This window comes from Pseudomonas sp. NyZ480, from assembly GCF_029537255.1.
Taxonomy (GTDB): Bacteria; Pseudomonadota; Gammaproteobacteria; order Pseudomonadales; family Pseudomonadaceae; genus Aquipseudomonas; species Aquipseudomonas taiwanensis.
Window position 1 is genome coordinate 2720803 of sequence record NZ_CP120626.1, and the last position, 25646, is coordinate 2746448.

At 61.0% G+C, this 25646-nt stretch carries 25 protein-coding genes and 1 pseudogene; 9 read left to right on the forward strand and 17 right to left on the reverse strand.

Going from position 1 to position 25646, the window contains the following annotated elements; translation table 11 throughout:
- Positions 1 to 59: 59 nt before the first annotated feature.
- The 11 genes from paaE to paaF all read right to left on the reverse strand — a co-directional run bounded on the left by paaE (position 60) and on the right by paaF (position 10295).
- Positions 60 to 1136, reverse strand: a complete 1077-nt coding sequence (gene paaE, locus P3R38_RS12415; RefSeq protein WP_023380578.1) for a 1,2-phenylacetyl-CoA epoxidase subunit PaaE — start codon at positions 1134 to 1136, stop codon at positions 60 to 62.
- 15 nt (positions 1137 to 1151) lie between these two features.
- On the reverse strand, positions 1152 to 1685 hold the full coding sequence (paaD, locus tag P3R38_RS12420) for a 1,2-phenylacetyl-CoA epoxidase subunit PaaD (RefSeq protein WP_027906951.1): 534 nt from the start codon (positions 1683 to 1685) through the stop codon (positions 1152 to 1154).
- Positions 1672 to 2430 (reverse strand): 1,2-phenylacetyl-CoA epoxidase subunit PaaC, encoded by a 759-nt coding sequence (gene paaC / locus P3R38_RS12425; protein WP_023380580.1) that lies wholly within the window; start codon positions 2428 to 2430, stop codon positions 1672 to 1674. The genes paaD and paaC overlap by 14 nt, the downstream gene beginning before the upstream one ends.
- An 8-nt stretch (positions 2431 to 2438) precedes the next feature.
- Positions 2439 to 2720, reverse strand: coding sequence for a 1,2-phenylacetyl-CoA epoxidase subunit PaaB (gene paaB / locus P3R38_RS12430; protein ID WP_004374528.1), 282 nt, complete (start codon positions 2718 to 2720; stop codon positions 2439 to 2441).
- A 25-nt stretch (positions 2721 to 2745) separates the two neighbouring features.
- Positions 2746 to 3735, reverse strand: coding sequence for a 1,2-phenylacetyl-CoA epoxidase subunit PaaA (gene paaA / locus P3R38_RS12435; protein WP_023380581.1), 990 nt, complete (start codon positions 3733 to 3735; stop codon positions 2746 to 2748).
- Positions 3736 to 4080: 345 nt separating this feature from the next.
- Positions 4081 to 5400: a phenylacetate--CoA ligase PaaK gene (gene paaK, locus P3R38_RS12440; protein WP_023380582.1), complete on the reverse strand. Its 1320-nt coding sequence runs from the start codon at positions 5398 to 5400 to the stop codon at positions 4081 to 4083.
- 112 nt (positions 5401 to 5512) lie between these two features.
- The gene (gene pcaF, locus P3R38_RS12445; protein ID WP_041925495.1) at positions 5513 to 6733 is read right to left on the reverse strand and encodes a 3-oxoadipyl-CoA thiolase; all 1221 of its coding nucleotides are present in this window, start codon (positions 6731 to 6733) and stop codon (positions 5513 to 5515) included.
- Positions 6726 to 7181, reverse strand: coding sequence for a hydroxyphenylacetyl-CoA thioesterase PaaI (gene paaI / locus P3R38_RS12450; protein ID WP_023380584.1), 456 nt, complete (start codon positions 7179 to 7181; stop codon positions 6726 to 6728). The genes pcaF and paaI overlap by 8 nt, the downstream gene beginning before the upstream one ends.
- A complete protein-coding gene (paaH, locus tag P3R38_RS12455) occupies positions 7174 to 8691 on the reverse strand; it encodes a 3-hydroxyacyl-CoA dehydrogenase PaaH (protein ID WP_023380585.1) in 1518 nt (505 codons plus the stop codon). Before paaH ends, paaI begins: the two co-directional genes overlap by 8 nt.
- Before the next feature lie 2 nt (positions 8692 to 8693).
- Positions 8694 to 9485, reverse strand: a complete 792-nt coding sequence (gene paaG / locus P3R38_RS12460) for a 2-(1,2-epoxy-1,2-dihydrophenyl)acetyl-CoA isomerase PaaG (protein WP_023380586.1) — start codon at positions 9483 to 9485, stop codon at positions 8694 to 8696.
- Positions 9486 to 9521: 36 nt separating this feature from the next.
- The gene (gene paaF, locus P3R38_RS12465) at positions 9522 to 10295 is read right to left on the reverse strand and encodes a 2,3-dehydroadipyl-CoA hydratase PaaF (RefSeq protein WP_023380587.1); all 774 of its coding nucleotides are present in this window, start codon (positions 10293 to 10295) and stop codon (positions 9522 to 9524) included.
- A 352-nt stretch (positions 10296 to 10647) separates the two neighbouring features.
- Between paaF and paaY the strand changes: the two genes are divergently transcribed.
- The 3 genes from paaY (at position 10648) to P3R38_RS12480 (ending at position 13145) form a co-directional block, all read left to right on the forward strand.
- Entirely contained in the window at positions 10648 to 11247 is a 600-nt protein-coding gene (paaY, locus tag P3R38_RS12470) for a phenylacetic acid degradation protein PaaY (protein WP_277686183.1), read from the forward strand.
- Positions 11248 to 11324: 77 nt separating this feature from the next.
- Positions 11325 to 12248: a phenylacetic acid degradation operon negative regulatory protein PaaX gene (paaX, locus tag P3R38_RS12475; protein WP_023380589.1), complete on the forward strand. Its 924-nt coding sequence runs from the start codon at positions 11325 to 11327 to the stop codon at positions 12246 to 12248.
- Between the two features lie 315 nt (positions 12249 to 12563).
- Entirely contained in the window at positions 12564 to 13145 is a 582-nt protein-coding gene (locus P3R38_RS12480) for a nucleosidase (protein ID WP_027906948.1), read from the forward strand.
- A 249-nt stretch (positions 13146 to 13394) separates the two neighbouring features.
- On the opposite strand, the gene P3R38_RS12485 is transcribed toward P3R38_RS12480, so the two are convergent.
- Positions 13395 to 13898, reverse strand: coding sequence for a DUF4019 domain-containing protein (locus tag P3R38_RS12485; protein ID WP_277686184.1), 504 nt, complete (start codon positions 13896 to 13898; stop codon positions 13395 to 13397).
- A gap of 266 nt (positions 13899 to 14164) precedes the next feature.
- Between P3R38_RS12485 and P3R38_RS12490 the strand changes: the two genes are divergently transcribed.
- Positions 14165 to 16252 carry an acyltransferase family protein gene (locus P3R38_RS12490; RefSeq protein ID WP_277686185.1) on the forward strand — a complete coding sequence of 696 codons (2088 nt, stop codon included), beginning with the start codon at positions 14165 to 14167 and terminating at the stop codon, positions 16250 to 16252.
- 71 nt (positions 16253 to 16323) lie between these two features.
- Here the strand turns inward: P3R38_RS12490 and P3R38_RS12495 are convergent, their stop codons facing one another.
- A complete protein-coding gene (locus P3R38_RS12495; protein ID WP_277686186.1) occupies positions 16324 to 17286 on the reverse strand; it encodes a GlxA family transcriptional regulator in 963 nt (320 codons plus the stop codon).
- Between the two features lie 106 nt (positions 17287 to 17392).
- Here P3R38_RS12495 and P3R38_RS12500 point away from each other — a divergent pair, with 106 nt between their 5' ends.
- Together P3R38_RS12500 and P3R38_RS12505 are read left to right on the forward strand one after the other, a co-directional pair.
- Complete coding sequence (locus tag P3R38_RS12500; protein ID WP_023380595.1) at positions 17393 to 18190, forward strand: SDR family oxidoreductase; 798 nt, start codon at positions 17393 to 17395, stop codon at positions 18188 to 18190.
- 20 nt (positions 18191 to 18210) lie between these two features.
- Positions 18211 to 18975 carry an SDR family NAD(P)-dependent oxidoreductase gene (locus P3R38_RS12505; RefSeq protein ID WP_023380597.1) on the forward strand — a complete coding sequence of 255 codons (765 nt, stop codon included), beginning with the start codon at positions 18211 to 18213 and terminating at the stop codon, positions 18973 to 18975.
- A 176-nt stretch (positions 18976 to 19151) separates the two neighbouring features.
- Here the strand turns inward: P3R38_RS12505 and P3R38_RS12510 are convergent.
- Positions 19152 to 19297 (reverse strand): annotated as a pseudogene (locus P3R38_RS12510) (SDR family oxidoreductase); the annotation flags it as partial.
- Positions 19298 to 19444: 147 nt separating this feature from the next.
- Here P3R38_RS12510 and P3R38_RS12515 point away from each other — a divergent pair.
- Complete coding sequence (locus tag P3R38_RS12515) at positions 19445 to 20422, forward strand: LysR family transcriptional regulator (RefSeq protein WP_277686187.1); 978 nt, start codon at positions 19445 to 19447, stop codon at positions 20420 to 20422.
- A gap of 20 nt (positions 20423 to 20442) precedes the next feature.
- On the opposite strand, the gene P3R38_RS12520 is transcribed toward P3R38_RS12515, so the two are convergent.
- Positions 20443 to 20904: a Rid family hydrolase gene (locus P3R38_RS12520; RefSeq protein ID WP_023380599.1), complete on the reverse strand. Its 462-nt coding sequence runs from the start codon at positions 20902 to 20904 to the stop codon at positions 20443 to 20445.
- Between the two features lie 263 nt (positions 20905 to 21167).
- Between P3R38_RS12520 and P3R38_RS12525 the strand changes: the two genes are divergently transcribed.
- Both P3R38_RS12525 and P3R38_RS12530 read left to right on the forward strand, forming a co-directional pair.
- Positions 21168 to 21854: a hydrolase gene (locus P3R38_RS12525; RefSeq protein WP_023380600.1), complete on the forward strand. Its 687-nt coding sequence runs from the start codon at positions 21168 to 21170 to the stop codon at positions 21852 to 21854.
- A 95-nt stretch (positions 21855 to 21949) separates the two neighbouring features.
- The gene (locus P3R38_RS12530; protein WP_277686188.1) at positions 21950 to 22333 is read left to right on the forward strand and encodes an AraC family transcriptional regulator; all 384 of its coding nucleotides are present in this window, start codon (positions 21950 to 21952) and stop codon (positions 22331 to 22333) included.
- 91 nt (positions 22334 to 22424) lie between these two features.
- On the opposite strand, the gene P3R38_RS12535 is transcribed toward P3R38_RS12530, so the two are convergent.
- Both P3R38_RS12535 and P3R38_RS12540 read right to left on the reverse strand, forming a co-directional pair.
- A complete protein-coding gene (locus tag P3R38_RS12535; RefSeq protein WP_104881763.1) occupies positions 22425 to 24278 on the reverse strand; it encodes a DUF1302 domain-containing protein in 1854 nt (617 codons plus the stop codon).
- 172 nt (positions 24279 to 24450) lie between these two features.
- Positions 24451 to 25635, reverse strand: a complete 1185-nt coding sequence (locus P3R38_RS12540) for an acetyl-CoA C-acyltransferase (RefSeq protein WP_277686189.1) — start codon at positions 25633 to 25635, stop codon at positions 24451 to 24453.
- Positions 25636 to 25646 lie beyond the last annotated feature (11 nt).

Here is a 25646-nt window from a genome sequence, read left to right on the forward strand (position 1 = left end):
CAGTTCAGCGCCATGGAGATCCCACAGCCGCTCCGGGAGAGGCTGCGGTAGGCCAGGTGTCAGAGCTGGTCGAAATCAAGGACCACCTTGTCGCTCACCGGGTAGGTCTGGCACGACAGCACATAACCGGCCGCCACTTCGTAGTCCTCCAGCGCGTGGTTACTGTCCATCTCGACTTCGCCCTCGATCACCCGACACTTGCAGGTGGAGCACACACCGGCCTTGCACGAGTAGGGCAGTTCGGCGCCGATGGCGTTGCCGGCGTCCAGCACGTTCTGGGTATTGCGCGGCAGGTCGAAGGTAAGGGCGCGGCCATCGCTGATCACGGTGATGTGGCTGAGCGCGGAGTCGACCTGGCGCGCCGCCTCGCGGGCTTCGCGACGGGCTTGGCTGCCAGCGGCGGCGAACAACTCGAAATGGATGCGCTCATTGGCCATGCCATTGGCCTGCAGACTTTCACGCACGGTTTCGGTCATCGCCTGTGGGCCGCAAACGAACGCGGCATCCAGGCTCGAAACATCCATCCAACGGGAGAACAGCTGGCCGCACTTGTCGGCATCGATGCGACCGTTGTAGAGGTCGACGTCCTGCTGCTCGCGGCTGAACACGAAAATCAGGTTCAGGCGGTCGAGGTAGCGGTTCTTGAGGTCTTCGAGCTTGTCGCGAAACAGCGCGCCGGAACTGGAACGGTTGCCGTAGAGCAGGGTGAAGCGGCTGTTCGGTTCGCTGGCCAGGGTGGTGGCGATGATCGACAGAATGGGGGTGATGCCACTGCCGGCAGCTACACCCAGGTAATTGCCCTGGCGCGTGGGGTCCAGCGGCACGAAGAAGCTGCCGGACGGCGGCATGACCTCCAGCTGCTGGCCGGCCTTGAGGGCCTCGTTGGCGAACGCCGAGAAGCGACCGCCTGGCACGCGCTTGACGGCCACACGCAGTTCGCCGTCCTGCACTGCGCTGCAGATGGAGTAGGACCGGCGGACTTCTTCGTCATTCAGTTGGGTGCGCATCACCAGGTACTGGCCTTGGGTGAAGCGGAACGTTTCCCGCAGGTGCTCGGGCACATCGAAGGCAATGGACACCGCATCACGGGTTTCGGGGCGCACTTGCTTGACGGTCAGGCTGTGAAACTGGCTCATGGTGGTCTCCACGGCTCAAATGCATTTGAAATAGTCGAACGGCTCCAGGCACTCGCGGCAGCGGTACAACGCCTTGCATGCGGTGGAGCCAAACTGGCTGAGCAACTCGGTGTGGCGACTGCCGCACTGCGGGCAGCACACCTGCGGCGGTTCGCCCAGCAGGCTGCGCTTGCTGGGGTTGCCCTCAGGGGGAGCGATGCCGTAGGCCAACAGGCGTTCTCTGCCTTGGGGGGTGATCCAATCGGTGGTCCAGGCCGGGGTCAGTCGACGCTCCAGCTGCGGCGCGGCAAAACCGGCTTGTTCCAGGGCATGACGAATATCGTCCTCGATCACCTCGGTGGCCGGGCACCCAGAGTAGGTGGGCGTGACCACCAGGTGCAGGTGACCGGCGCGCCAGTCGAGGTCCCGGACGATGCCAAGGTCGACGACGCTGACCACTGGCACTTCGGGGTCCATGACCTGCTCCAGCGTCTTCCAGGCGAGGGACAGGTCATCACCGCGCAGCGCACGGGCGCGACGGTCGCTGGTAATCAGCTCACCAGGTTGCATCGGGATATGCCCTTGGCAGGAACTGCATCTCGGCCAACAGCAAGCCCAGATGTTCGGTGTGCAGGCCTTTGCGACCGTCGAGGTAGAAGTGACTGGCGGCTTTGGGCAACGGCAGGTCGACCGAGTCGAATACCGTGCTCACCTGCTTGAGCCAGGCAGCGCCTACCTGAGTTGGATCAGCAGCGATACCCGCCTCGGCCAGCTGCACTTCGCCGTCGCTGCCGGTGTTCAGCTCGACCGTGAAACGCCACAGCGCTGCAATCGCATCGAGCATGCGTCGGCGGCTCTCGTCGGTGCCGCCCCCGAGGCGCTGTACCCACTCGCCAGAGCGGCGCAGGTGGTAGGTGACTTCCTTGACCGCCTTGGCAGCGATACCGGCGATCCGCTCGTCGCTGGATGCCTGAAGCTGCTGCAGCACGGCAAGGTGCCAGGCGTCGTAGAGGAACTGCTTGGTCATGGTGACGGCGAAGTCGCCATTGGGCTGTTCGACCAGCAGCAAGTTACGGAACGCCCGCTCGTCCCGGCGAAACGCCAGGGCATCGGCATCGCGGCCGTCATCGAGCAGTTCTGCGGCATATTCCAGCCAGTTGCGCGCCTGGCCGACCAGGTCGAGGCCGACGTTCATCAGGGCCAGTTCTTCTTCGAGGGCAGGGGCGCGGCCGCACCACTCGCACAAACGCTGGCCCTGGACCAGGGCGCTGTCACCCAGCAGAAGCAGATACGCAATGAGGTTTTGTTCGTGCATGGCGGGCCTCACATGTGTCCGACTTCGTCGGGCAGCTCGTAGAAGCTGGCATGGCGGTACACCTTGTCGTCGGACGGGGCGAACAAGGGGTCTTTCTCATCGGGCGAGGACGCGGTGATCAAGGCCGAGGGAACCACCCAGAGGCTCACGCCTTCGCTGCGGCGGGTGTACAGCTCACGGGCGTTTTCGATCGCCATGGCGGCGTCGGCGGCATGCACGCTGCCGACATGCTTGTGGTTCAGGCCGTGCTTGCTGCGCACGAACACTTCATAAAGGGTCCAGACAGACATTTTCGATCTCCGCATCAATCGCCGCTCAGGCGGCGTTCTTGTTCTGTTGCTTGCGTGCATAGGCCACGGCCGCTTCGCGGACCCAGGCGCCATCCTCGATGGCCTTGCGCCGGGTGGCGACGCGCTCCTGGTTGCAGGGGCCGTTGCCCTTGATGACTTCGTAGAACTCGTCCCACTGGATTTCGCCGAAGTCGTAGTGGCCACGGGCTTCGTTCCACTTCAGCGCCGGGTCGGGTGCGGTGCAGCCCAGTAGCTCGAGTTGCGGTACGGTCTGGTCGATGAAGCGCTGGCGCAGTTCATCGTTGGTCTGGCGCTTGATTTTCCAGGCCATCGACTGGGCGCTGTTGGGCGAGTGCTCGTCGCTGGGGCCGAACATCATCAGCGCTGGCCACCACAGGCGGTTGATGGCGTCCTGGACCATGTCCTTCTGGGCCTGGGTGCCGTGGCGCATCATGGTCAACAGCAGTTCGTAGCCCTGGCGCTGGTGGAAGCTCTCTTCCTTGCAGATGCGGATCATGGCGCGGGAGTAGGGACCGTAGGAGGTGCGCTGTAGCACCACCTGGTTGACGATGGCGGCGCCATCGACCAGCCAGCCCACGGCACCCATGTCGGCCCAGCTCAGGGTCGGGTAGTTGAAGATGCTCGAATACTTGGCCTTGCCGCTGTGCAGCTTGGCGATCTCTTCGTCGCGGTCCGCGCCGAGGGTTTCCATGGCGCTGTAAAGGTACAGACCGTGGCCGGCTTCGTCCTGGATCTTGGCCATCAGTTGCAGCTTGCGCTTGAGGCTCGGCGCGCGGGTCACCCAGTTGCCTTCCGGCAGCATGCCGACGATTTCCGAATGGGCGTGCTGGGAGATCTGCCTGATCAGCGTCTGGCGGTAGGCCTCGGGCATCCAGTTCTTGGCTTCGATCTTGACTTCGGCGTCGATCTTCTCCTGAAAGTTGCGCTCCTCGGGCGACATCTCCTCCAGTGACTTGACGCGCTTGACTCCGGTTTCCACTAGCTGTGCGTACATGTTCCGACTCCTGCTAAGGCATGAGTCATTTGTAAGCGATACAAAACATAACGTCAAACTGTTTTTATGTGTATCACGTAACGTTTGTGTATCGCTTTGCCTGTCTGGAGTCTTGAGGTGGCCAATGAATCGAGCGCCGCCCGCGCGGCGCATCGCGAGTAAAGCTCGCTCCTACGTCTGTTTCGGGCCAGTAACGTCAGTCACAAACGCGCGCGACCGCCTGGTTTGTACGACTCGATATTGCGTCGTTCACCAAAGGGTTCATTGGCCCGAAACAGGTGTAGGAGCGAGCTTTGCTCGCGATGCGCCGCGCGGGCGGCGCTCTATCTGAGGCACACCAAAAAATCAGCTGGCCAACCGTTTGTCATACACATGACAGGCCTTGCCCTCGGAACGCTTGAGCGTCCCGCAGGGCTGTAGCCGCACTTGGGTGCTGATACCGATGTAGGTCTTGATCTGCTTGGTCAGCTCGCCGGTCAGCAGTTTGCGCTGCGCCTCGTCCAGGTGCTGGCACTCGGCACGCAGCTCGACATGCACTTCGACACTGTCCAAGTTTCCGTTGCGATACAGATGAATCTCGTATAGCTCTGAAAGCTGTTTTATTTTGAGTACCTGCTCTTCGATCTGCGTCGGGAACACGTTCACCCCACGGATGATCAGCATGTCGTCACTGCGCCCAGTGATCTTGCCAATCCGTCGCATCGGCCTGGCCGTGCCGGGCAACAAGCGGGTGAGGTCGCGGGTGCGATAACGCACCATCGGTAGCGCCTCCTTGCTTAGCGAGGTGAACACCAACTCGCCCAATTGCCCGTCTGGGAGCACCTGGCCGGTTACCGGATCGATGATCTCGGGGTAGAAGTGGTCCTCCCAGATGGTCGGGCCGTCCTTGGTCTCGATGCATTCCATGGCCACGCCTGGCCCCATGATTTCCGACAGGCCATAGATGTCCAGGGCGTCGATGCCCAGGCGCTGTTCGATGGAACGACGCAACTCGTCGGTCCAAGGCTCGGCGCCGAAGATGCCCAGACGCAGCTTGAGGTCCTGTGGGTCGATGCCTTGGCGCTCGATTTCATCGGCCAGGTTCAGCATGTAGGACGGCGTGACCATGATGATATCGGGCTGGAAATCGCGGATCAGCTGCACCTGCTTCTCGGTCTGGCCGCCGGACATCGGGATGACCGTGCACCCTAGACGCTCGGCGCCGTAATGGGCGCCCAGGCCGCCGGTGAACAGGCCGTAGCCATACGAGACGTGTACCTTGTCGCCCTTGCGCCCGCCAGCGGCACGAATCGAACGGGCAACCACATTGGCCCAGGTGTCGATGTCGTTCTGGGTGTAACCCACCACCGTGGGTTTGCCGGTGGTGCCGCTGGATGCATGCAGGCGCACGACCTCTTGCTGGGGCACGGCGAACATGCCGTAGGGGTAGTTGTCGCGCAGGTCGTTCTTGCCGGTGAAGGGGAACTTCGCCAGGTCTTCCAGGCACTTGAGGTCATCGGGGTGGGCGCCGCATTCGTCGAAGCGCTGGCGGTACAGTGGCACGTTGTCGTAAGCGTGCTTCAGGCTCCAGCGCAGTCGCTCTAGCTGATGCTGGCGCAGGGCGTCGATACTGGCGGTTTCCATCGGGTCCAGCAGGGCACGATCGGCATCATGGTACATGTTCATGGCTTCACTCGAATTGTTCTTGTACGCCGGCGGTTTCTCTGAAAGCGCCTGGGCCGTGAGTGTCATGGGCGCAGCATAACCGGCTGCGCCGTCCTGGGTAACAAGCCGTTGGTCAGAGGCGCTCGATGACCATGGCAATGCCTTGGCCGACACCGATGCACATGGTGCAGAGGGCGTAATGGCCGTGGGTGTTTTCAAGCTCGTGCAGGGCGGTGGTGACCAGTCGCGCGCCACTCATGCCCAACGGATGCCCCAGGGCGATGGCGCCGCCGTTTGGGTTGACCCGCTTGTCGTCATCGGCCAGGCCCAGTTCGCGCAGCACCGCCAGACCTTGCGCAGCGAAGGCTTCGTTGAGTTCGATGACGTCCATGTCGGCCAGGGACAGACCGGTCAACTCAAGCACCTTGCGCGTCGCCGGTACCGGGCCAATACCCATGATGCGCGGCTCCACGCCCGCCACCGCCATGCCGACGACCCTGCCGCGAGCCTTGAGTCCGTAGCGCTGAGCGGCGGCAGTGCTGGCTAGCAGCAGCGCGCAGGCTCCGTCGTTCACCCCCGAGGCATTGCCCGCGGTGACGCTGCCGCCTTCGCGAAACGGCGTGCCAAGCTTGGCCAATTGTTCCAGTGTGGTGTCGCCGCGAGGGTGTTCGTCCTGTTCGACGCGCTTGGCCGGGCCTTTGCGCTGGGCGATCTCCACGGGCACGATCTCTTGTGCCAGGCGACCGCTGGCCAGCGCTGCTGCGGCCTTTTGCTGGCTGCGCAAGGCGAAAGCGTCCTGGTCGGCGCGAGAGATACCGAACTGGGCGGCAACGTTTTCTGCTGTTTCGGGCATCGAGTCGATGCCATATGTGGCCTGCATCAGCTGGTTGACGAAACGCCAGCCGATGGTCGTATCAAACAGCTCTGCGCTGCGGCCGAAGGCTTGCTCGGACTTGCCCATGACGAAGGGCGCTCGCGACATCGACTCGACACCACCGGCCAGCATCAGCCCCGCCTCGCCGCAGCGCAGGGCACGAGCAGCGTTACCGATGGCATCCAGGCCTGAGCCGCACAGGCGGTTGATGGTGGTACCAGGCACCGCAATGGGTAGGCCAGCCAGCAATGTGGCCATGCGCGCGACGTTGCGGTTGTCTTCGCCGGCCTGGTTGGCACATCCGAGGATCACATCGTCGATAGCCTGCCAGTCCAGCTCGGGGTGACGCTGCATGAGCGCCTTGATCGGCACCGCTGCCAGATCGTCTGCACGCACTGCGCTCAAGGCGCCCGCATAGCGGCCAATCGGGGTACGAACGGCATCGATGATCAATGCATCGAAGCGCATGGGTTCAGTCATCTTGCGTCTCCTGCGTCAGCACCGTGCCGCGCACTTTGTAGGATTTGCCGTGGAACAGGGCGATCAGCTCGCCGTGTTGGTTTTCAATGCGCACGTCGTACAGGCCTGTGCGGCCTTTACGGGTGAGCTCGATGGCCGTTGCCGTGAGTTGGTCGCCGAGCCGTGCGGGGGCGACGTAGTCGATGCTGCAGCCCGACGCGACCGTTGCCTCGTCGTAGCTGTTGCAGGCGAAGGCGAACGCCGAATCGGCCAATGCGAATAGAAAGCCGCCGTGGCAGGTGCCATGGCCCTGGATCATGTCGGCGCGTACCGTCATGCCAAGGCGCGCCTTGCCGGCAGCGATGTCTTGCAGACCGATGCCCAGGCTCTGGCTGGCCTGGTCGCGGGAGAACATGGCATCGGCGCAGGCCTGGGCGAGTTCGTCGGGCGTGCGTTGAGGTTCAGTCATGCAGGCGGCCTCCATTGGCATTGCTGCGTCGCAGCAGCAGGGAAGGGCGATAGCGGCTTTCGCCATAACTGCGTTGCAGGTTGTCGAGCACGCGCAGGGTGTAGTCGACACCGATGTGTTCGGCCCAGGCCAACGGGCCGCAGGGGTAATTGACCCCGGCGCACATGGCCAGGTCGATGTCGGCTGCCGTGCCGACGCCTTGCAGCACGGCATCGGCGGCTTCGTTGGCGAGCATGGCGACTGTCCTAAGCACCACCAGGCCGGGCAGGTCGGCCACAGCGGTGACCTGCAAGCCTGCACGTTGCAGCAGGGCCACTGCCTGATCCCGAGCGGCAGGGCAGGTGCCGGCAGCGCAACCGATGGCAAGACGGGTTGCAGTGGCATAGTCCAGGGCCAGGTCGAGCAGCACCAAGTTGCTCAGGCCATCCTCGCGTGCGCGCTGGCTGGCCAGGCGGCCATCGCTCAAGGCCAAGGTGGCGTCGCCAACGCGCAGCAGTCCCTTGCCTGCACGCTCGGTCACGCTGACACCTGCCGCGCGCAGGCGGTCAAGCAGCGGCTGCATCACCCCCAGATGACCTTCGACCACACAGTGTTCGACCTTTGCCGCACTCTGCAGTACCGATGCCGGGGGGCGCTCGGCTCCTTCGGCGTAGCTATAAAAGCCTTGCCCGGATTTGCGGCCCAGGCGGCCTGCATCCACCAACTCTTTCTGCACCAGCGAAGGCTGGAAGCGGAAGTCACCATAGAACGCGTCGAACACCGAGCAGGTCACGGCATAATTGACGTCATGGCCGATCAGGTCGGTCAGCTCGAAGGCGCCCATGCGAAAACCGCCTGCATCGCGCAACAACGCATCAAGGCTCGCACAATCGGCGGCGCCTTCTTGCAGCAGTCGCAGGCTCTCGGCGTAGAAAGGACGTGCCACACGGTTGACGATGAACCCCGGCGTCGAGCGGGTATGCACCGGCGTCTTGCCCCAGGCTTTGGCGGTCTTGTACAGGGCGTGCGCCAACGCCGGGTCGGTCGCCAGGCCGGAGACGATCTCTACCAGTGCCATCAATGGCGCCGGGTTGAAGAAATGCATGCCGATCACATTGTGCGGGCGCTCAAGGCCAGCCGCCAGGCTGGTGATGGACAAGGAAGAGGTGTTGCTGGCCAGAATGCAGTCGTCGGCGCACAGGGTTTCGAGCTGACGCAGCAGGCTTTGCTTGACCTGGAGGTTCTCCACGATGGCCTCGACAACGAGACGTGCGTCTGCCAGTTCGGCGAGGGTCTCGACCGGTTTCAGGCGGCCGATGATGGTCTCACGGGCCTGACCCTGCAGCTTGCCTTTGTCGACCAGGCGTCCAAGCTGGCGGTCGATTCCTGCAATGGCCTGGGCGGCCGCGCCTGGGCGGTTGTCGTACAGCTTGACCGGGTGGCCAGCCTGGGCGGCCACCTGGGCGATACCTGCGCCCATGGCGCCGGCACCGATCACGGCAACCTGGGCAGTGATGGCGAGTGCGCTCATGTTCAATGCCCCTCGAACGCGGGTGTGCGCTTGTTCATGAACGCGCTTACACCTTCGCGGTAGTCATCGCTACGCCCAGCCAGGCGCTGCAGGTCGCGTTCGAGTTCCAGTTGCTGATCGAAACTGTTGTCGAAGCTGGCGTTGAGGCTGCGCTTGATCAGGGCAAGGCCGTAGGTAGGCTGGGTGGCCAGGTGACGGGCAAGGGTAAGGGCTTCGTCACGCAGGTCTGCGTCATCGACGACGCGATGGATCATTCCCCAGCGCTCGGCTTGCTCGGCGCTCAGTCGCTCGCCCAACAGGGCCAGGGCCTTGGCGCGAGCCATACCGACAAGGCGCGGCAACAGCCAGGTACCGCCAGAATCCGGAACCAGACCGATCTTGCAGAAAGCCTGGATGAAACTGGCCGAGCGGGCTGCCAGCACCAGGTCGCAGGCTAACGGAATATTTGCCCCGGCGCCGGCAGCGACGCCGTTGACGGCACACACCACAGGCATCGGCAGGTCACGCAAGGCGCGCACCAGCGGGTTGTAGAACTGGTCGATGGATTCACCCAGGTCAGGCATCGCCGCTCCCGGCGCGACATTGCGGTCTGAAAGATCCTGGCCAGCGCAGAACCCGCGGCCCTCGGCGGTCAGCAACAGGACCCGCGCCTCGGCGCTCTGGCGTACCTGCTTGATGGCTTCACGTACCTCCATGTGCATTTGCGTATTGAAGCTGTTCAGCTGTTGCGGACGGTTCAGTGAGAGGAGGGCGACACCGTCCTCGATGGAAAACAGGATGTGCTCGAAGGTCATGGCGGACTCGCTGTGTCGAACGATAAAGAAGGGGGATCAACGGCCTGTGAACCGGGCCGGGCGTTTTTCCATGAAGGCGCGTACGCCTTCGTCGCGGTCAGCGGTTCCGGCGAGCAACGTGAACGCATGGCGCTCGAAGCGCAGACCGCTGGCAAGGTCGATATCGCCGGCCTTGAGCAGGGCCTCCTTAGCCAGTCGCACGGCCAGGGGGGCTTTGGCGGCGATGCTTCGGGCGACCTGTAAAGCACGCTCTACAGTCAGTTCCGGCTGAGTGATTTCACTGACCAGCCCGGCCTGCAAGGCATGGCGGGCGCCAATGGCCTCGCCTGTCAGCACCATCTGCATGGCCAGCGGTTTGCCGACGGCACGCAGCAAGCGCTGGGTGCCGCCGGCGCCTGGAATGATGCCGAGGTTGATTTCGGGCTGGCCGAAGCGGGCATCCTCGCCAGCGATGACAATGTCTGAGCACATCACCAGCTCGCAGCCACCGCCCAGGGCATAGCCATTCACGGCGGCGATCAAAGGCTTGGCAAAGGTTGCGATCCGCTGCCAGTGCGCAACGCGGGGATCGTTGAGGATGCCCACCAGATCACGCTCGGCCATCTCGCGAATATCGGCACCGGCGGCGAAAGCCTTGCGGCTGCCGGTCAGCACGACCACCTGGGTGTGCTCGTCGCGTTCGGCGTCTTCAAGCTCGGCGGCAAGCTGCTCCAACAACTCGGTGCACAGGGCATTGAGGGCTTCTGGCCGTTGCAAGGTGATCAGACGCACGCCGCTTTCAGGGGCCTGCACATCAAGGTAACGAGGCATGTCGTATTCCTCAGGCTGCTCGCGCGGCGCAGTGGATGGCCGGCTTTTATTGGAATTGTTTGCAGGGGCGCGGCACGAACCACGCTCAGGTATTTCAGTATATGCCTTATGCGATACACAATATCAAGCATGAATACGTGATTATGTATCCAATAGTGCGCGTGATGCATTGATGGAACCGCGGCTTGACCTGACGAAATCCCGCAGAAAATGGTTGAAAGGCGATTTCTGGCGGGCGCTAATCACGCGCATCCACGCTGAAAAAAGCGATACATGGATGATGGCAATTGACGAAAAATATCGAAGTGATACAAGATCAAGCAACGCTTCAAATCATTTCTGGAGGTGCGAGATGCCTTGCTATCGTTTGGACGGGCTGACCCCCGTCATCCATCCAACCGCCTACGTGCACCCCAGTGCGGTACTGATTGGCGATGTGATCGTTGGCCCTGATTGTTATGTAGGCCCACTGGCGTCCTTGCGTGGGGATTTCGGTCGAATCGTGCTCAAGGAAGGCGCCAACCTTCAGGACACCTGCGTGATGCATGGTTTCCCAGGGGGCGACACCGTCATCGAGCGAAACGGCCATGTTGGCCATGGCGCAGTGCTGCATGGTTGCCAGGTGGGGGAAGACGCTCTGGTGGGCATGAATGCCGTGGTCATGGATGGTGCGCGCATCGCACCCCGCTGCATCGTCGCCGCCGCGGCCTTCGTCAAGGCCGGCTTCGAATGTCCCGAGCAGAGCCTGGTGGTCGGCTCACCAGCGCTAGTCAAACGTTCGTTGAGCGAGCAGGAAGTGGCGTGGAAACAGCGGGGTACCGAGGCGTATCAGCAACTGACCCGGCGCTGCATGGCGGCACTGGTTGAGTGCCCACCCTTGAGCGAAGTGGAAGCGCAGCGCCCGCGCATGGGTTATTCGGGCTTCAGGCCCAAGAGCGAGGCGGGCGCATGAGTGTGGGCGCGCTCGGCAATGGCCAGGCAGCCCGCCGCACAGGTATAGTCGGTACTTTATCTGCGCACAGTTCCTCCATGAGCAACCTTGCCCCACTCAATACTCTGATCACTCGCTTTCAGGAACAGACGCCGATTCGCGCCAGTTCGCTGATCATTACCCTGTACGGCGATGCCATCGAGCCCCACGGCGGCACCGTGTGGCTGGGCAGCTTGATCAACCTGCTGGAGCCGATCGGCATCAACGAGAGGTTGATTCGCACGTCGATCTTTCGCCTGACCAAAGAGGGATGGCTCACGGCCGAAAAGGTTGGCCGACGCAGCTATTACAGTTTGACCGGCACCGGCCGCCGACGCTTCGAGAAAGCTTTCAAGCGGGTCTATAGTCCAAGCCAGCCAGCGTGGGACGGTGCCTGGACACTGGTGCTCCTGTCGCAGCTGGAAGCGGTCAAGCGCAAAAACGTGCGCGAAGAGTTGGAGTGGCAAGGCTTTGGCGCCATCGCCCCCAACGTGTTGGGCTGCCCCCGTGCCGACCGTACCGACCTCGCCGCGACCTTGCGCGAGCTCGATGCCGACGAGGACAGCATCGTCTTCGAAACCCATGCCCAGGAAGTGCTGGCCTCCAAGGCCATGCGCGCGCAAGTTCGCGAGAGCTGGCGCATCGATGAACTGGGTCAGCACTACAGTGAATTCATCCGCTTGTTCAGGCCGTTGTGGCAGGGACTGAAGGAGCAGGAACAACTGGACGCCCAGGACTGCTTCCTGGCGCGCACCCTGTTGATCCACGAGTACCGTCGTTTGCTGCTGCGCGACCCGCAATTACCAGACGAGCTGTTGCCAGGGGACTGGGAGGGCAGGGCCGCACGCCAGTTGTGCCGCAACCTGTATCGTTTGGTATTTGCCAAGGCTGAAGAATGGCTAAACAGCGCACTGGAGACCGCAGACGGGCCGTTGCCAGAGGTGGGGGAGAGTTTCTACAAGCGTTTTGGTGGCTTGGTGTAGATGATGCGCTTTCGTTACCAGGCCTTAGTCAAGGCGAAAACAGCCGCGGAAGCGGAGTTTACGGGTTGTAAATGAGCGTTCCGAGGCTGTTTTCAACGCAGCATCACCGAGTATGAAGGCTTTTCGAACAGAGCCTATGAAGCAGAGGCGGTCTTGATGCCGTTGGGCACATGATAGGTTGGCCAAGGTCACCAGCGACCAATTGCGAGCAACCGCGCCTAGACGGATGCGTCGGGGTGCTCCGGGACTTGCAATTGACCAAGGTTCACCGACAATAGCCTCGCCCTCTGCAAGCCAACTGGAATGCCCCGTACCATGATGCTTACCCAGCAATTTTCTGATATCGCCCTGGCCGACACGCTATTCGTGTTCGCCCTAGAGGCAGAAGCTGGCAACCTGTTCACTGGCATGAACACCGTGTTCACCGGTATCGGCAAGGTCAACGCCGCCATCGGCCTGACTAAGGCCATTCAGCAGCGCAAACCCAAGCTCATCGTCAACCTCGGGTCGGCCGGCAGCCAGGGGCACGGCAAGGGTAGCTTGGTTTGCTGTACCCGTTTCGTGCAGCGTGACATGGATGTGACGCCGCTGGGCTTCGCCCGTTACCAGACGCCACTGTCGGAGATACCTGTGGTGCTGGAATATGGCGTTGCACTGCCAGGGATCGCCCAAGGCATCTGCGGCAGTGGCGACAGTTTCGAGGTCAACCACGGCCAAGCCCCTTACGATGTGGTCGATATGGAGGCATATGTCCTGGCATTGATCGCGCGCGGGGAGGGCATTCCTTTTGTTTGCCTGAAGTACATTTCCGACGATGCGGGCGACGACGCGGCCAATGACTGGTCGGTGCAGGTGCACCTGGCTGCCGAAGCGTTCAAGCGTGTGCTGCTCGACTGACGTTCTAGACTGTCGCGAACGGGCGATAAGACGTTTTCGTACCTTCTGATTGTCGACAGCTGGCGCGCTACGGGAGTTTCGCGAAGTGCACACGTCTGTAATGGAAGCGAGATTGAATAACCCAAACTTTATTAAGGGTGGAGTCGGGTTATTCAACGGACGGGGATTTACTATATCTTAATTACACTAAATGATTATTTAGTCGAGTTAAAGGAAAAACGCCGGCAAGTGAGTTTGCCGGGGACAACGTCAGAGCAGCGGTATTGCTGCCTCCAACTGGATGTTTTTGCTGATGTTGTAGCCTACCACGCGCCATTGATCATCCTCTTCGACGAGCAACACAACTTCAATCACTTCGAGATTAGAAAAGGACGACTGTATCTGGACCGCGGCGTAGAGCCCTGGCGGTGCATCAGGCATTTCTCGAGTGAAGCTGATCTGTGCATGGTTACGATGTTTGAACTCGCCAACACCCGTGCGCAAACCACTGATGCCTTTGACCCAGTTGGACTCGGAGGTCGACGCCTTCAGCGCCGAACCGGCTGGGAGCCAAGTCAAATCGGCCCGTCCTTCATCGAGCAACATCAGGAACTCTAAGGCTCTGCTAACGATAACGCGCTGTTGCGGCGTGATAGCGGCATCTGGCTGGAGTGCCGGCACAACGACCGGAATGACTGGAGCGTTGGTATTGATTGAAACATCGCATGCTGAGAGTAACGACAGGCAGATAATCAGAGTGACGGATTGCTTCATGCAAATAGAGCCTCGTGGCGTAGAGCGGGCGTGATAGGCATTAGAGCGGATTGGGGTTGAGACGGATAGTCGAAGGTTGGGATCGGGCTTGTAGTATGAAGAGTGATTCTTGCATCACCTAGCTCAGGTGCCTGCATATGGATCTGCGCATAATGCATATTATGTTAAATACAGTGTCACGTTCGAGCGCTCTTGATAAACTCGCCTCAATTGTTCGCGAGCCCTGTCGCGTCAAAGAATGTCTCAACGCGATAGGATGTAGTGCCTTGTCGACCGATCAGAACCTGATATTCAAAGCTCCTGCAACCACCCGCGCACAGGCTGTCGCCGACCGTGGCAAGGCACAAGTGGCCCCTACCGGCGTGCAACCTGCCTTGTACCGCGCCGATATCGATGGGCTGCGTGCCGTTGCCGTCCTGCTGGTGCTGATTTTCCATGCTGGACTGGCGGTGTTCCCTTCCGGGTTCATCGGCGTCGATATCTTCTTCGTGATCTCCGGCTACCTCACCACCTCGATCATCCTGAGCGCGGTCGGCCGGGGTGACTTCAGCCTTGGGCAGTTCTATGTCAAGCGCTTGTGGCGCCTGCAGCCAGCGATATTGGCGCTGTTGATCGTTACGCTCGGCGCGGCCAGTGCGCTGTATCTGCCCAAGGACTTCATCGACTTTCTCAAAAGCGAGAAGTACACCAGCCTGCTGCTGTCCAATCAGTATTTCTCCAAGTCCACCGACGGCTATGCCACCGCCGAGGCGGCGACCCTGCCCTTGCTGCACACCTGGTCGCTGGCCATAGAATGGCAGTGGTACATCTTCTTGCCGCTTGGGTTGCTGGTACTTACGCGCCACCTGAAGCCCCATCGATTGAAAACCGCTGTTGTGGTGCTGACCATCGTCTCCATCGGCATTGCACTGTTCATCGCAAGAACATCCCCGGATAAAAGCTACTACGCGTACCTGGCGCGGATCTTCGAGCTGCTGGTCGGCTCGTGCACGGCCGTGTTCGCTAACGACCGCCTCCGCCTCGGCCGTGTCAGCGCGTCCGCACTGGGGCTAGGCGCCTTTGGCGCGGTCTTGTTCAGCGCCACACTATCCATACCGACCACCGCCTATCCTGGCTTCCCCGCCATCGTGATCTGTTTGGCGACGGCGGTACTGGTCTCGAGCCAGGTTGGGCAAGTGGGCATCACGTCAAGGCTGCTGTCATGGTCACCGCTGGTATTCGTCGGAACGATTTCCTACTCGCTATACCTCTGGCACTGGCCTGTCATCGCCATCGTGGAGTACCTGGGAGTTGTAAAGACGCCGGCCATCCTTGCTGGCTACTTCATCGCCTCGTTTGCCCTGGGCACCACCTCGTACTACCTGGTCGAAAAGCCCCTGCGCCGTACCCGGCTGGGTTTGGGCAAGACGCTGATCCTGCTGCTCGTCGTACCGGCCATCGCGTTTTCGGCGCTGTACTCGGCGGGCAAGTCCGCCGATGGCTGGCTGGAGCGTTTCGGCAGTGACCCGGCAAACATCCTGCCGCGCCTGAAGGCAAGCGAAATACCCAAGCGCGAGCCGTGCCTGGGCGGTGCCAGCGATGGCTCTGATAGCAGCTGTCTGCTCGGGCACGTCAACGCTAGCACCACCGCGCTGTTGATGGGCGATTCCTATTCCAACCACTTCTGGGGCTTTATTGACACGCTGGCCAAAGACGCCAACGTCTCCGTCATGGCCCAAGGCAGCCCAGGGTGCCTGGCTCTGCCGGATGTCTATCTCTACGACTGGTGGAAGTACAAGAACACACTCTACAAGAAGTGCCATGATGCCGCCGCCGAGTACCACAAGCTGATTGCTCGCAGCCACTACGACTACGTGATCATCGGCCTGACCTGGGAGACCTACGCCGACAGCAGCGCAGTGGTGTTGTCGATCGATGACCAACGCTCCCAGGCCCTGTCGCGCGAGCGCATGAAAGCCGCCCTGCTCAAGAGTCTCGATATCATAACGCGCTCCGGTGCCAGGCCCGTACTGATCAAGAGCAACATCGTCATGCCCGAAGGCGCCAATGACTGCCTGTACCGCAGCATCAAGCTCAGGGGCACGATCGAGGAGCATCATTGCGCGACGAGTATCGCGCAACCGGAAGAAAACCCCTGGCTTGCGCAGTTGTTCCGGGACGCCAAGCAAGCACATCCGGACTTGCTGATCATCGACCCCAAGGACGTGCAGTGCGTCGATGGCCAGTGCAAGCTGTCGATCGACGGCCTGCCGATCTACCGGGACATCGGGCACATCACCGATTTCGCCTCCACGGCAATGGGCAAGCTGTATTTACAGGCCAAGGGCAATCCCTTTGCCCAATACAAGCCTTGAACCCCAGGCCGGACAGCCGCTGCATCTGCCTGTCCGGCCGCGAACGGCCAAGCGCTAGAGGCCCGGTTCACTCAAGCCTGGTTAGCTGTCGTCATCAAGCGCCGGGCATCCCTTCGTATCGTTTGAGGCGGTACGCCGAGACCGCGAATGAACACCTCGCGCATATGCCGGCGATCCCTGAATCCGGTTTCCTTCGCCACCACGTCCAGGCTGTGTCGGCTCTGCTCTATCATCAAGCGGGCTGCCTCCAGGCGCAAACGTTCCACGGCCTTGGCCGGAGATTGTCCCGTCTCGGCAGTGAATACGCGGGTAAACTGGCGGGGGCTCAAATGCACGGTTTCGGCCAGTTCCTCGACACTCAACGGGCGATTCAGATTCTTGCGCGCGAAATCCAGGGCGCTTTGAATTCGATCTGACTTCGGCGAAAGCGTCAGCAGTTCGGAATGTTGGGACTGCCCACCGGAGCGGCGTTGATGCATCACGAGCTTTCGTGCCACTGATCTGGCCATCTCAGTGCCCAGATCCTTTTCCACCATACCCAGCGCCATATCCAGGGCGGCGGTCATGCCCGCAGACGTCCAGATCTGTCCGTCCACAATGAATATCCGATCTTCTTCGACCTCGATCTTCGGGTGAAGCTCACGCATTTTTTTCGCATAGGCCCAGTGCGTGGTGGCGCGCCGGTTATCCAGTACCCCCGCCTGGGCCAAAACGAAACAGCCGGTACACAGCCCGGCCGTGCGCCGGGCACCGTCGACAAATCCTCGCACGCTGGCCAGCACTTCCTCACTCGGCGGCGTCAACGGGGTCAATGTTCCCGTAACCATCCAGGTGTCAGCCAGGCCAGGTGTTCCTAGTGGGAGCGTATCCATGTACATCCCCAGTGAAGAGCGGACGGTGCCGCCTTCGATGGAAAAATTCTGGATCTTGTAAACGGCTTCGCCCGCGACGATGTTCGCAAACTCGAATACGGCCTGCGTCGCCAACGACATGATCTGGAAGCCTTCGGTGATCAGATAGCCGACCCGGTGCACAGTGGAAGCTCCAATAGGTGATGACCTAAAAACGTATCCTATACGTCGTTTGAGACGAAAGCGATCGACTGCATCATGCGTCCATATCAAACAGCGGAGCACGACCATGACGCAGCAATCAAAAGGCACTGCCCTCATCACCGGCGCCTCCACCGGCATCGGCTCCATCTACGCAGAACGCCTGGCCCGCCGGGGATACGACCTGGTACTGGTCGCCCGTAATCGGGAGCGCCTCAACACCTTGGCAAATCGGCTCACCACCGAAACCCGCCAGAGCGTGGAAGTCTTCCCGGCAGATCTGGCCAACCCGGAAGAACTGGCCAAGGTGGAACACAAATTGCGCGAGGACGCCACCGTCACCTTGCTGGTGAACAACGCTGGGATCGGCACCCACACCAGCCTGCTGGAAAGTGACGTGGAACGGATGGCCGAAATGATCACCCTCAACGTCACCGCCCTCACCCGCCTTACCTATGCCGCTATCCCGGGATTTGTAGCCCGCAATCAAGGCGCCGTGATCAACATCTCGTCCATCGTTAGCCTGGCGCCAGAGCTGCTCAATGGCGTTTACGGCGGCAGCAAGGCGTATGTCACTGCCTTCACGCGGTCTTTGAGCAAGGAGCTCGCGGACAAGGGCATCCAAATTCAGGCGGTGCTGCCAGGGGCGACTGCCACCGACTTCTGGCAAATCGGCGGTTTGCCGGTCGAGCACCTCGACCCGGGGATCGTGATGTCGGCCCAGGATCTGGTGGACGGGGCCCTGCAAGACTTCGACGACCAGGTACTCATCTCCATCCCCTCAATGCACGACCTTCAGGCATTCGAACGCTACGAAGCCAGCCGGCAACACCTGTTCAGCCAGCTGTCGAGCAATCGGCTTGCCCCGCGTTACACCACCAACTGATCGGAAAAAGGAAACGGATCATGAAACTCAGTGCTAACACCATTTTCATCACCGGTGGAACTTCAGGCATCGGCCGAGCCTTGGCAGAGGCCTTTCATCAGCGCGGCAACAAAGTGATCGTTGCGGGGCGCCGCCAGGCACTGCTGGATGAAATCGCCCAGGCCAACCCAGGCATCGATACCGTGCGCCTGGACATCAACGATCCGCAGCAGATCAAGGCGGTGGCCCAAGAAGTGATCCGCCGCCATCCTTCACTGAACGTGATCATCAACAATGCCGGCGTGATGCCATTCGACAACCCGGCCTCAGGAGACCATGACGACGAACAAGCAGTGAGCCTGCTACAGACCAACCTGCTGGGCCCGGTACGCGTCAGCGCTGCCTTCGTCGAGCACCTCAAGCGACAACCGGATGCCTACATCATCAACAACAGCTCGGTACTGGCCTACCTGCCGCTAGCGGCCACCGCGCTGTATTCGGCGACCAAGGCGGCCATACACTCCTACTCGCTGTCACAGCGATTCAGCCTGCGTGACACTAGCGTCAAAGTGTTGGAAATCGCGCCGCCTTGGGTCGACACCGACCTGATTCACAAGAGCGGTGATGAGCGTGCCATGCCATTGGGTGACTTCATCCAGGAGACCCTGGCCAAGCTCGAATCCGCCACTACAGAGGTCCTGGTGGATCGTGTCGTCCCACTGCGCGCTAATCAGGGCGCGAACGAGCACGAACTGATTCACCAATTCAACCAGTCGCTGGTTGACAACCCGATCCCCGTAGCCTGAACCCAACTCACCGAATCCGCGCCTGGATTCAGGCATGGCTGAACCTGAGCTCAGGGACAACAGTCTGTTCCGGTGAGCGTTTCGTCACGCTAATCGCCGAAGTCTTTTTCAAGTGGGTAGGACGTGCCATTCGCCAGAGCGATGCAGCGCTTGGCACATCCCCATCCATGCTGTTGGATCTGAGCTTGCCTCCCGTCGACAAACAACTCTGCACCATTCACAAAGCTTGAATCATTGCAGGGCAAGAACACCGCCGCGTTGGCGATCTCGATGGCTCAGCACCCTGCCCCCGCGGCACCTGCGATGCGAGGTAGTCGAGCAAACGGGGGTTGATACCCCACAGACACCAGAAGCTCCCCAATATGCCCCATCTCACGTTGGAAGCTTGTGCCATTGAGGCTCCTTCGCGGCTTGGGTTCCCCCCGGCCCTTCTCGTATGATCTGCCCATTCTGTTCTGGAACCAGACACGTGAAGTCGTTACCTGAAAACTTGCCAACTGGCCCACAAGCCGCCAAGGATGCGAAATGGAACGTGGGCGAGGCTGCCAATCAGCTTTCCTGGGATGATCTGCGGATCATCAAAACGCTGAGTGAATGCGGTAATCGCGCTGCCACGGCCAAGAAACTCGGCATCAACGTATCAACCGTCTCGCGTCGGGTTTCCCAGGTGGAAAAAACACTGGGCGTGGCTTTGTTCGATCACCGCAAGTCAGGCTATCTGCTCACCCTCGAAGGCGCGGAATTGCGAGCGCTCGCCGAGCGTGTGGAACTGGACATCGTCAGCGTGACACGGCGAGTATCACGTGCCGGCCAGGGGCCGCTCGGTAAACTGCGCATTACCACCAGCGACTCACTGCTTCTGTACTTTCTCACCCCAATCATCGCGGACTTCAAAGCCCTCAACGAAGGCATCACGATCGAAGTGCTGGTGGGCAACGAATCACTGAGCCTTGCCCGGGATGAATCGGATATCGCCGTTCGGGCGACCAAAAAACCCGCCGAGAGCCTGGTTGGTCGCAAACTGGCCTCGATCGCCTGGGCTCCCTATGGCAGCAGCAATCACATGACGCCTGCTGCGCTCTTCGCTGAAGGCCAGGCTTGGGTTTCCTATTCCGCCGCGCTAAGAGGCTTGAAAGCGACGAGCTACGTCGAAAACAGGGTCGCTGCCGAGTGCATCGCCTTCCGCACCGACTCAGTCGCAGCCGCAAGCGCTGCCATAGCCGCAGGACTGGGCGTGGGTTTTCTGCCCTGCATGCTCGGCGATATCACGCCAGGGTTGGAGCGCATCGGCCCGGTGGTGCCCGAACTTCAGGATGAACTGTGGTTGCTGACTCACCAAGACATCCGCAAATCCTGGCGGGTCAAAGCATTCATGACGTTCTGTGCTGCCGCCGTTGCCAACCAGAAGCCTTTGATCGAGGGTCAACGGGAACTCCCGGTCCCTTAGCCCGAGACCGGGAGTGCCGCTCACTCAGCCCGTGACCCGATCACTGCTTTGCAAGCAATTTCGATCAACTGAGGGCGTTGGGCCAGCCTCGATACGCCGATGATGTTGCTCGCGCATTGCGGCCGCTCGGTGCCGTAGGCAGCCTTTCGTACCTTTCCGACCACTGCGAATGCAGCGTCCATGTCCAACACGTAGAGCGTTTCCTCAACGACATCCTCGAGCGTCGCACCGTACAGGGCGAGTAACTTGGCGATATTGTCGTACGCAGCGCGCATCTGGTCGCCCATCGAAGAGAAATCGCTGGGCTTCCCGTCACGATCCAGGGGGGCCGGCGCGATCAGGCTGCCCTCCTCGTCATGGTTGAACTGGCCAGAGACATAAATGTCGTTTCCTACCCGCCGTGCCTGCGGGTAGCCGTAACTCTTCTCCCATGGCACGCCCCAATAGGCGGTTTGTTTGTTGAGCGGTTGTGAAGCTGTCATCGCATTCTCCTGAGGCGAACCGGATCAGGTGGATCCGCCTTTGCGTGCGAATCCTAGCAGGCAGACGAACAAGTCTGTGGCGCATTAGTGCGCTCCTACTGGCGCAAAAGTGCGCCACCGCTTCGCGTTGGGTTTGGCTATCTTGTACTCGGACTCAAGCAACGGGCATCGCCGAGGACATCACCCGATGGCTCAGCGAAGCCTGCCGAACGCGGGCGCCGAGGCTTGTGCGATGACCTTCATCTAGCAGACAGGGAGCAACAATGAACAATCCAAAAACTGAAGTCCTGACCCCGCTCAACAGCCAGCTGATCTTCATCGATCAGCAACCGCAGATGGCTTTTGGCGTACAGAGCATCGATCGTCAAACGCTCAAGAACAACACGGTGGGCCTGGCCAAGGCCGCCAAGATTTTCAATGTTCCCACCATCATCACGACGGTGGAGACTGAAAGCTTCTCTGGGCATACCTACCCCGAGCTGCTTGCTGTCTTCCCCGACGCTCCGCTGCTGGAGCGGACCTCCATGAATTCCTGGGACGACCAGAAGGTGCGAGATGCGCTGAAGAAAAACGGTCGCAACAAGATCATCGTTTCCGGCCTATGGACAGAAGTCTGCAACACCACCTTCGCCCTGTCGGCAATGAACGATGCCGGCTACGAAATCTACATGGTCGCAGATGCCTCTGGTGGCACGACCAAGGAAGCGCACGACTACGCAATGCAACGCATGATTCAGGCGGGTGTGATTCCTGTCACCTGGCAGCAAGTGCTGTTGGAATGGCAGCGTGATTGGAAAAACCGCGACACCTACGACGCCGTCATGGCGCTGGTCAAGGAACACTCCGGCGCCTACGGGATGGGTGTCGACTACGCGTACACCATGGTGCACAAAGCGCCTGAGCGCGTTCAGCATGGGCCTACCCTAGCCCCAGTCGCTGCGCCTGTCTGACCGTCACCAGCCCCTTGCGTCAAGGGGCTGCTCATCGCCCCTGTGAGGGGTACGCCAATCGGTCGTACCCCTCTTCATTGAATAAATGGACTTGTATGAACAGTGACAACTGCACTGTGCTGGCCAGTGCCGCACTGAAAACCACCGGGCGACTTAAACCCTGGCAGGTGACGACCGCGAAGAAGTTGATGCTGGACAATCTGGACACCGGCATATCCGTTACTGAGCTAGCTCAAGCCTGCGCCCTATCGCGCAGCCATTTTACCCGCATGTTCAGGGATACCCTGCAGATGCCCCCGCAGCAGTGGATGCGTGCGCAACGGTTGAAGAAAAGCAAGGAGCTGCTCGGAGGCTCGGGAATGTTGCTGGCCGAAATTGCACTGGAGTGCGGCTTTTGTGACCAGTCCCACTTTTGTCGGACATTTGCCAAGGCCGAAGGCATTTCACCGCTGGCTTGGCAGCGGCAAGCAACGCTTTAGCACCAAGCCGCCGGCCCGCGAGTCGCACAAGTTGCCGATTCGCGGACGCTCTTGGCATCAACGGGTTTTCCATTCCCGACATTGGGCCGTTCTAGAAACTGGCGCCAACACTGAACGCCAGATAATCGCGATCGCCGCGGGTGCCATAGTCACCGTCGATGAAGTCGGTGTAGGCAACGCTTGCCCAGTACTTGTTTGCCAATGTGGCATCCACACCCACGCTGATCGAGCGCGACCCTTCATTGAACGCGGAGCCATCGGTGGGGGAATAGCCCTTCACGTCATGAGCCCAGGCCAGGTTTGGGCGGATGTCCACGCCCTGGAGCAAACTCGGGTAGCTCAAGGTTGCCCGCAGCCGATAACCCCAGGAGAATGGCGTGACGAACCCCTCCCCGTTGCAGTCACCTGGACTTCTTGAAATTTCCAGGCACACGTCGTTGTCCGCAAGCTCGCCATTACCGTAGGCGCCAGAGCGGCCATAGCGCGGGCCGAAACGCCCCTCTAGCCCACCTACATAGGTGGCCCCCACCTCCCCGATCAGCAACAGTTGGTTAGCGCCCATCACCTGGCTGAACGTCTGCAGCGCCGACACCTGGGCTTGGGTCACTTCCTTGCGCCGGTAGCCGTTGAACAAGGTATTGTCGGTCGGCGGTCGCAGTCCATCGGCGTTGAGCGGGCTGCGCCCCGGCGCATTGAGCAACGACTGCAGCAGATCGTTTCCGTTCAGCTGTACCGGCATGTTCGGGCGATAGCTCACCTCGCCTTGCACGGCGGTGCCGTTGCGCAGCGTGGTGGCAAAGGTGATGCCATAGAGGCGAATGTCCTCGGGGTACTGCGCAACGTACTGCGAGGTACCCATACGCAGCGCACCGGCCAGAGTCTGCCCGTTGCTCGACGTCAGGAAGGCCCCGCAGTTGGACAATGGCACGCCGATGCTGCCGCACAAGCGCCTGGCAAAGTCGGTATTGGCGTAATAACGGCTGCTGACCGTGCCCAGGTACGGAGAGCGACTGTGATAGTTGGCCGCGTACAAACCAAACTCGGTATCCATCGGCTCGACGTACCAGTGCAGCGAAAAGCCCCACTGGCCACCATTGCGCGCAGTCTGGTCGGCGCCACGCGGCACACGCACGCCCTCCTCGGTCAGCGTCACGCCAAAGGGGGCCAGTGCTTGGGTAACCGCTGGGTTGGTGACCATCTGCCCACCGACGTCCAGCCCCTGACAACCTTCTGGCATGAAATCGTTCGCGGCGAAGAAAGTTGCACAGTTATCCAGCCGGGTCTGCTCCCAATCGAGCTGGTAGAAAGCGTCGAATGACACGGCCTGGTTGAGGTTCTGGGTGATATACAGCAGGTTGACCGGCACCAACGCATCCTTCACTTCGGTGCCAGGTCGGCGTAGCGCGGCCTGGTTGAACGGACTGATTACGTTCAGACCACCTTGAATGAACAGGCTTTCGCCCCAGTTCACGACCTGTTTGCCCAGGCGAAGCGAACCGGGCTCACCGTCGATGTCGTAGAGAGCATAGGCAAACGTGTCCAGCAACTCGGCGCCCGCGGTCTTCGTCGAAACCAGACGGTTGTTGTCGTCGATAGCGACCGCGCGCTGTTGGTGATCACGCTGCATTGTGTCGTACCAGTAGCTGCCACGCACGAACAGACCGACGTTATCGTGTCGTAGCTCCAGGTCGTGCGTCCCTTTGAAGATCGCCGAGAAGACATCACCCGAACGGTAGTTTCGCCGCCCATCGTTGCCATTGGCGTACTGAAGTTGCTGCTTGTCCGGGTTGGCAGTGCTGATGGCTGTAGCGAACGAAAGGGCCGAGTCAAGCCGCCCTTCGAGTGGGCCGACATCGAATTGCAAGGCAGTGGCCGGTGCGGCGAGCAGGCAGCAGAATACCGCCAGCGGCGCTCGGCGCCGGCAGGAAAGGTTGTATACGCTCACTCTTAACCTCTTGTTGTTGTATTCGAGAGTGACAAGACAAGTTCAACGGGGAAAACGCCGGCCGCACTGGCCGGCGGTAGTGGTGGGAAGATTATTAGTGAGGTGGCGCGGCGGTCACAAATAGCGTCTTCGGATCAGTGCCATGCCGGTTCGTTATGGCTGGTGGGCGCGTTCAAAGCACCTCGAACAATCCGGCCGCGCCCATGCCTCCGCCAACGCACATGCTGACCACTACGTAGCGCACGTTGCGCCGGCGGCCTTCGAGCAAGGCATGGCCGACCATGCGTGCACCGCTCATGCCATACGGGTGCCCGATGGCGATGGCGCCGCCGTTGACGTTCAGGCGTGCCGGGTCGATGTCCAACTGCTCGGCGCAATACAGCACCTGGCAGGCGAATGCCTCGTTGAGCTCCCACAGGCCGATGTCTTGCACCCGCAAGCCGTGCCGAGCCAACAGGCGCGGTATCGCCAGTACAGGCCCAATGCCCATTTCCTCCGGTACCAGGCCGACCACCGCCATCCCTCGGTACAGCCCCAGCGGCCGTTGCCCCAGTCGGGCCGCGCGGTCACCGCTCATGAGCACGCATGCACTGGCGCCGTCGGACAACTGGCTGGCGTTACCGGCAGTCACACAGCCGCCCTCGATCACCGGACGCAGCGCCTGCAAGTCCGCCAATTGCGTGTGGGGCCGGTTGCCTTCGTCCTGGGTCAGATGCACGAGTTGATGAGTCTGGATGCCGGTAGCCGGATCCACCAGCTTGCGCTGAGCGGTCACCGCAACAATCTCGTCGGCGAAGAGTCCAGCGTGTTGCGCGGCAGCCGTGCGCTGCTGCGACAGCAAGGCGTAGCGGTCCTGCGCCTCACGGTCGATGCCGTACTTCTGTGCCACACGCTCAGCCGTTTGCAACATGGGCATATAGGCGTGCTCGCACATGCGCCGCACCGTGGCATCTTGCGCAGCGTTGGCAGCCTGCATGTGCGCCTGCTGCACCAGGCTGATCTGCTCTTGCCCTGCCCCGACCACCACCTGCATACCCTCGCTGCGAATCTGCTGGGCGCCGATGGCGATGGCCATCAACCCCGAGGCGCATTGGCGATCGATGGTCTGCCCGGCCACCGACAGCGGCAAGCCGGCCGCCAACGCCGACAGGCGCGCCGGGTTGATCGCGGCAGTGCCGCTTTGCATGGCGGTGCCGAGCACCAGGTCCTCCACCTCTTGCGGTTCTATGCCGGCGCGCTCGACCGCCGCACGGATGGCGATGGCACTCATGCTTGGTGTAGTGAGGTCGTTGAAGGCGCCCCGCCAGGCTTTGGCGATAGGCGTACGCGCCGTGGATACGATGACTGCGTCTTGCATGAAACAGCTCT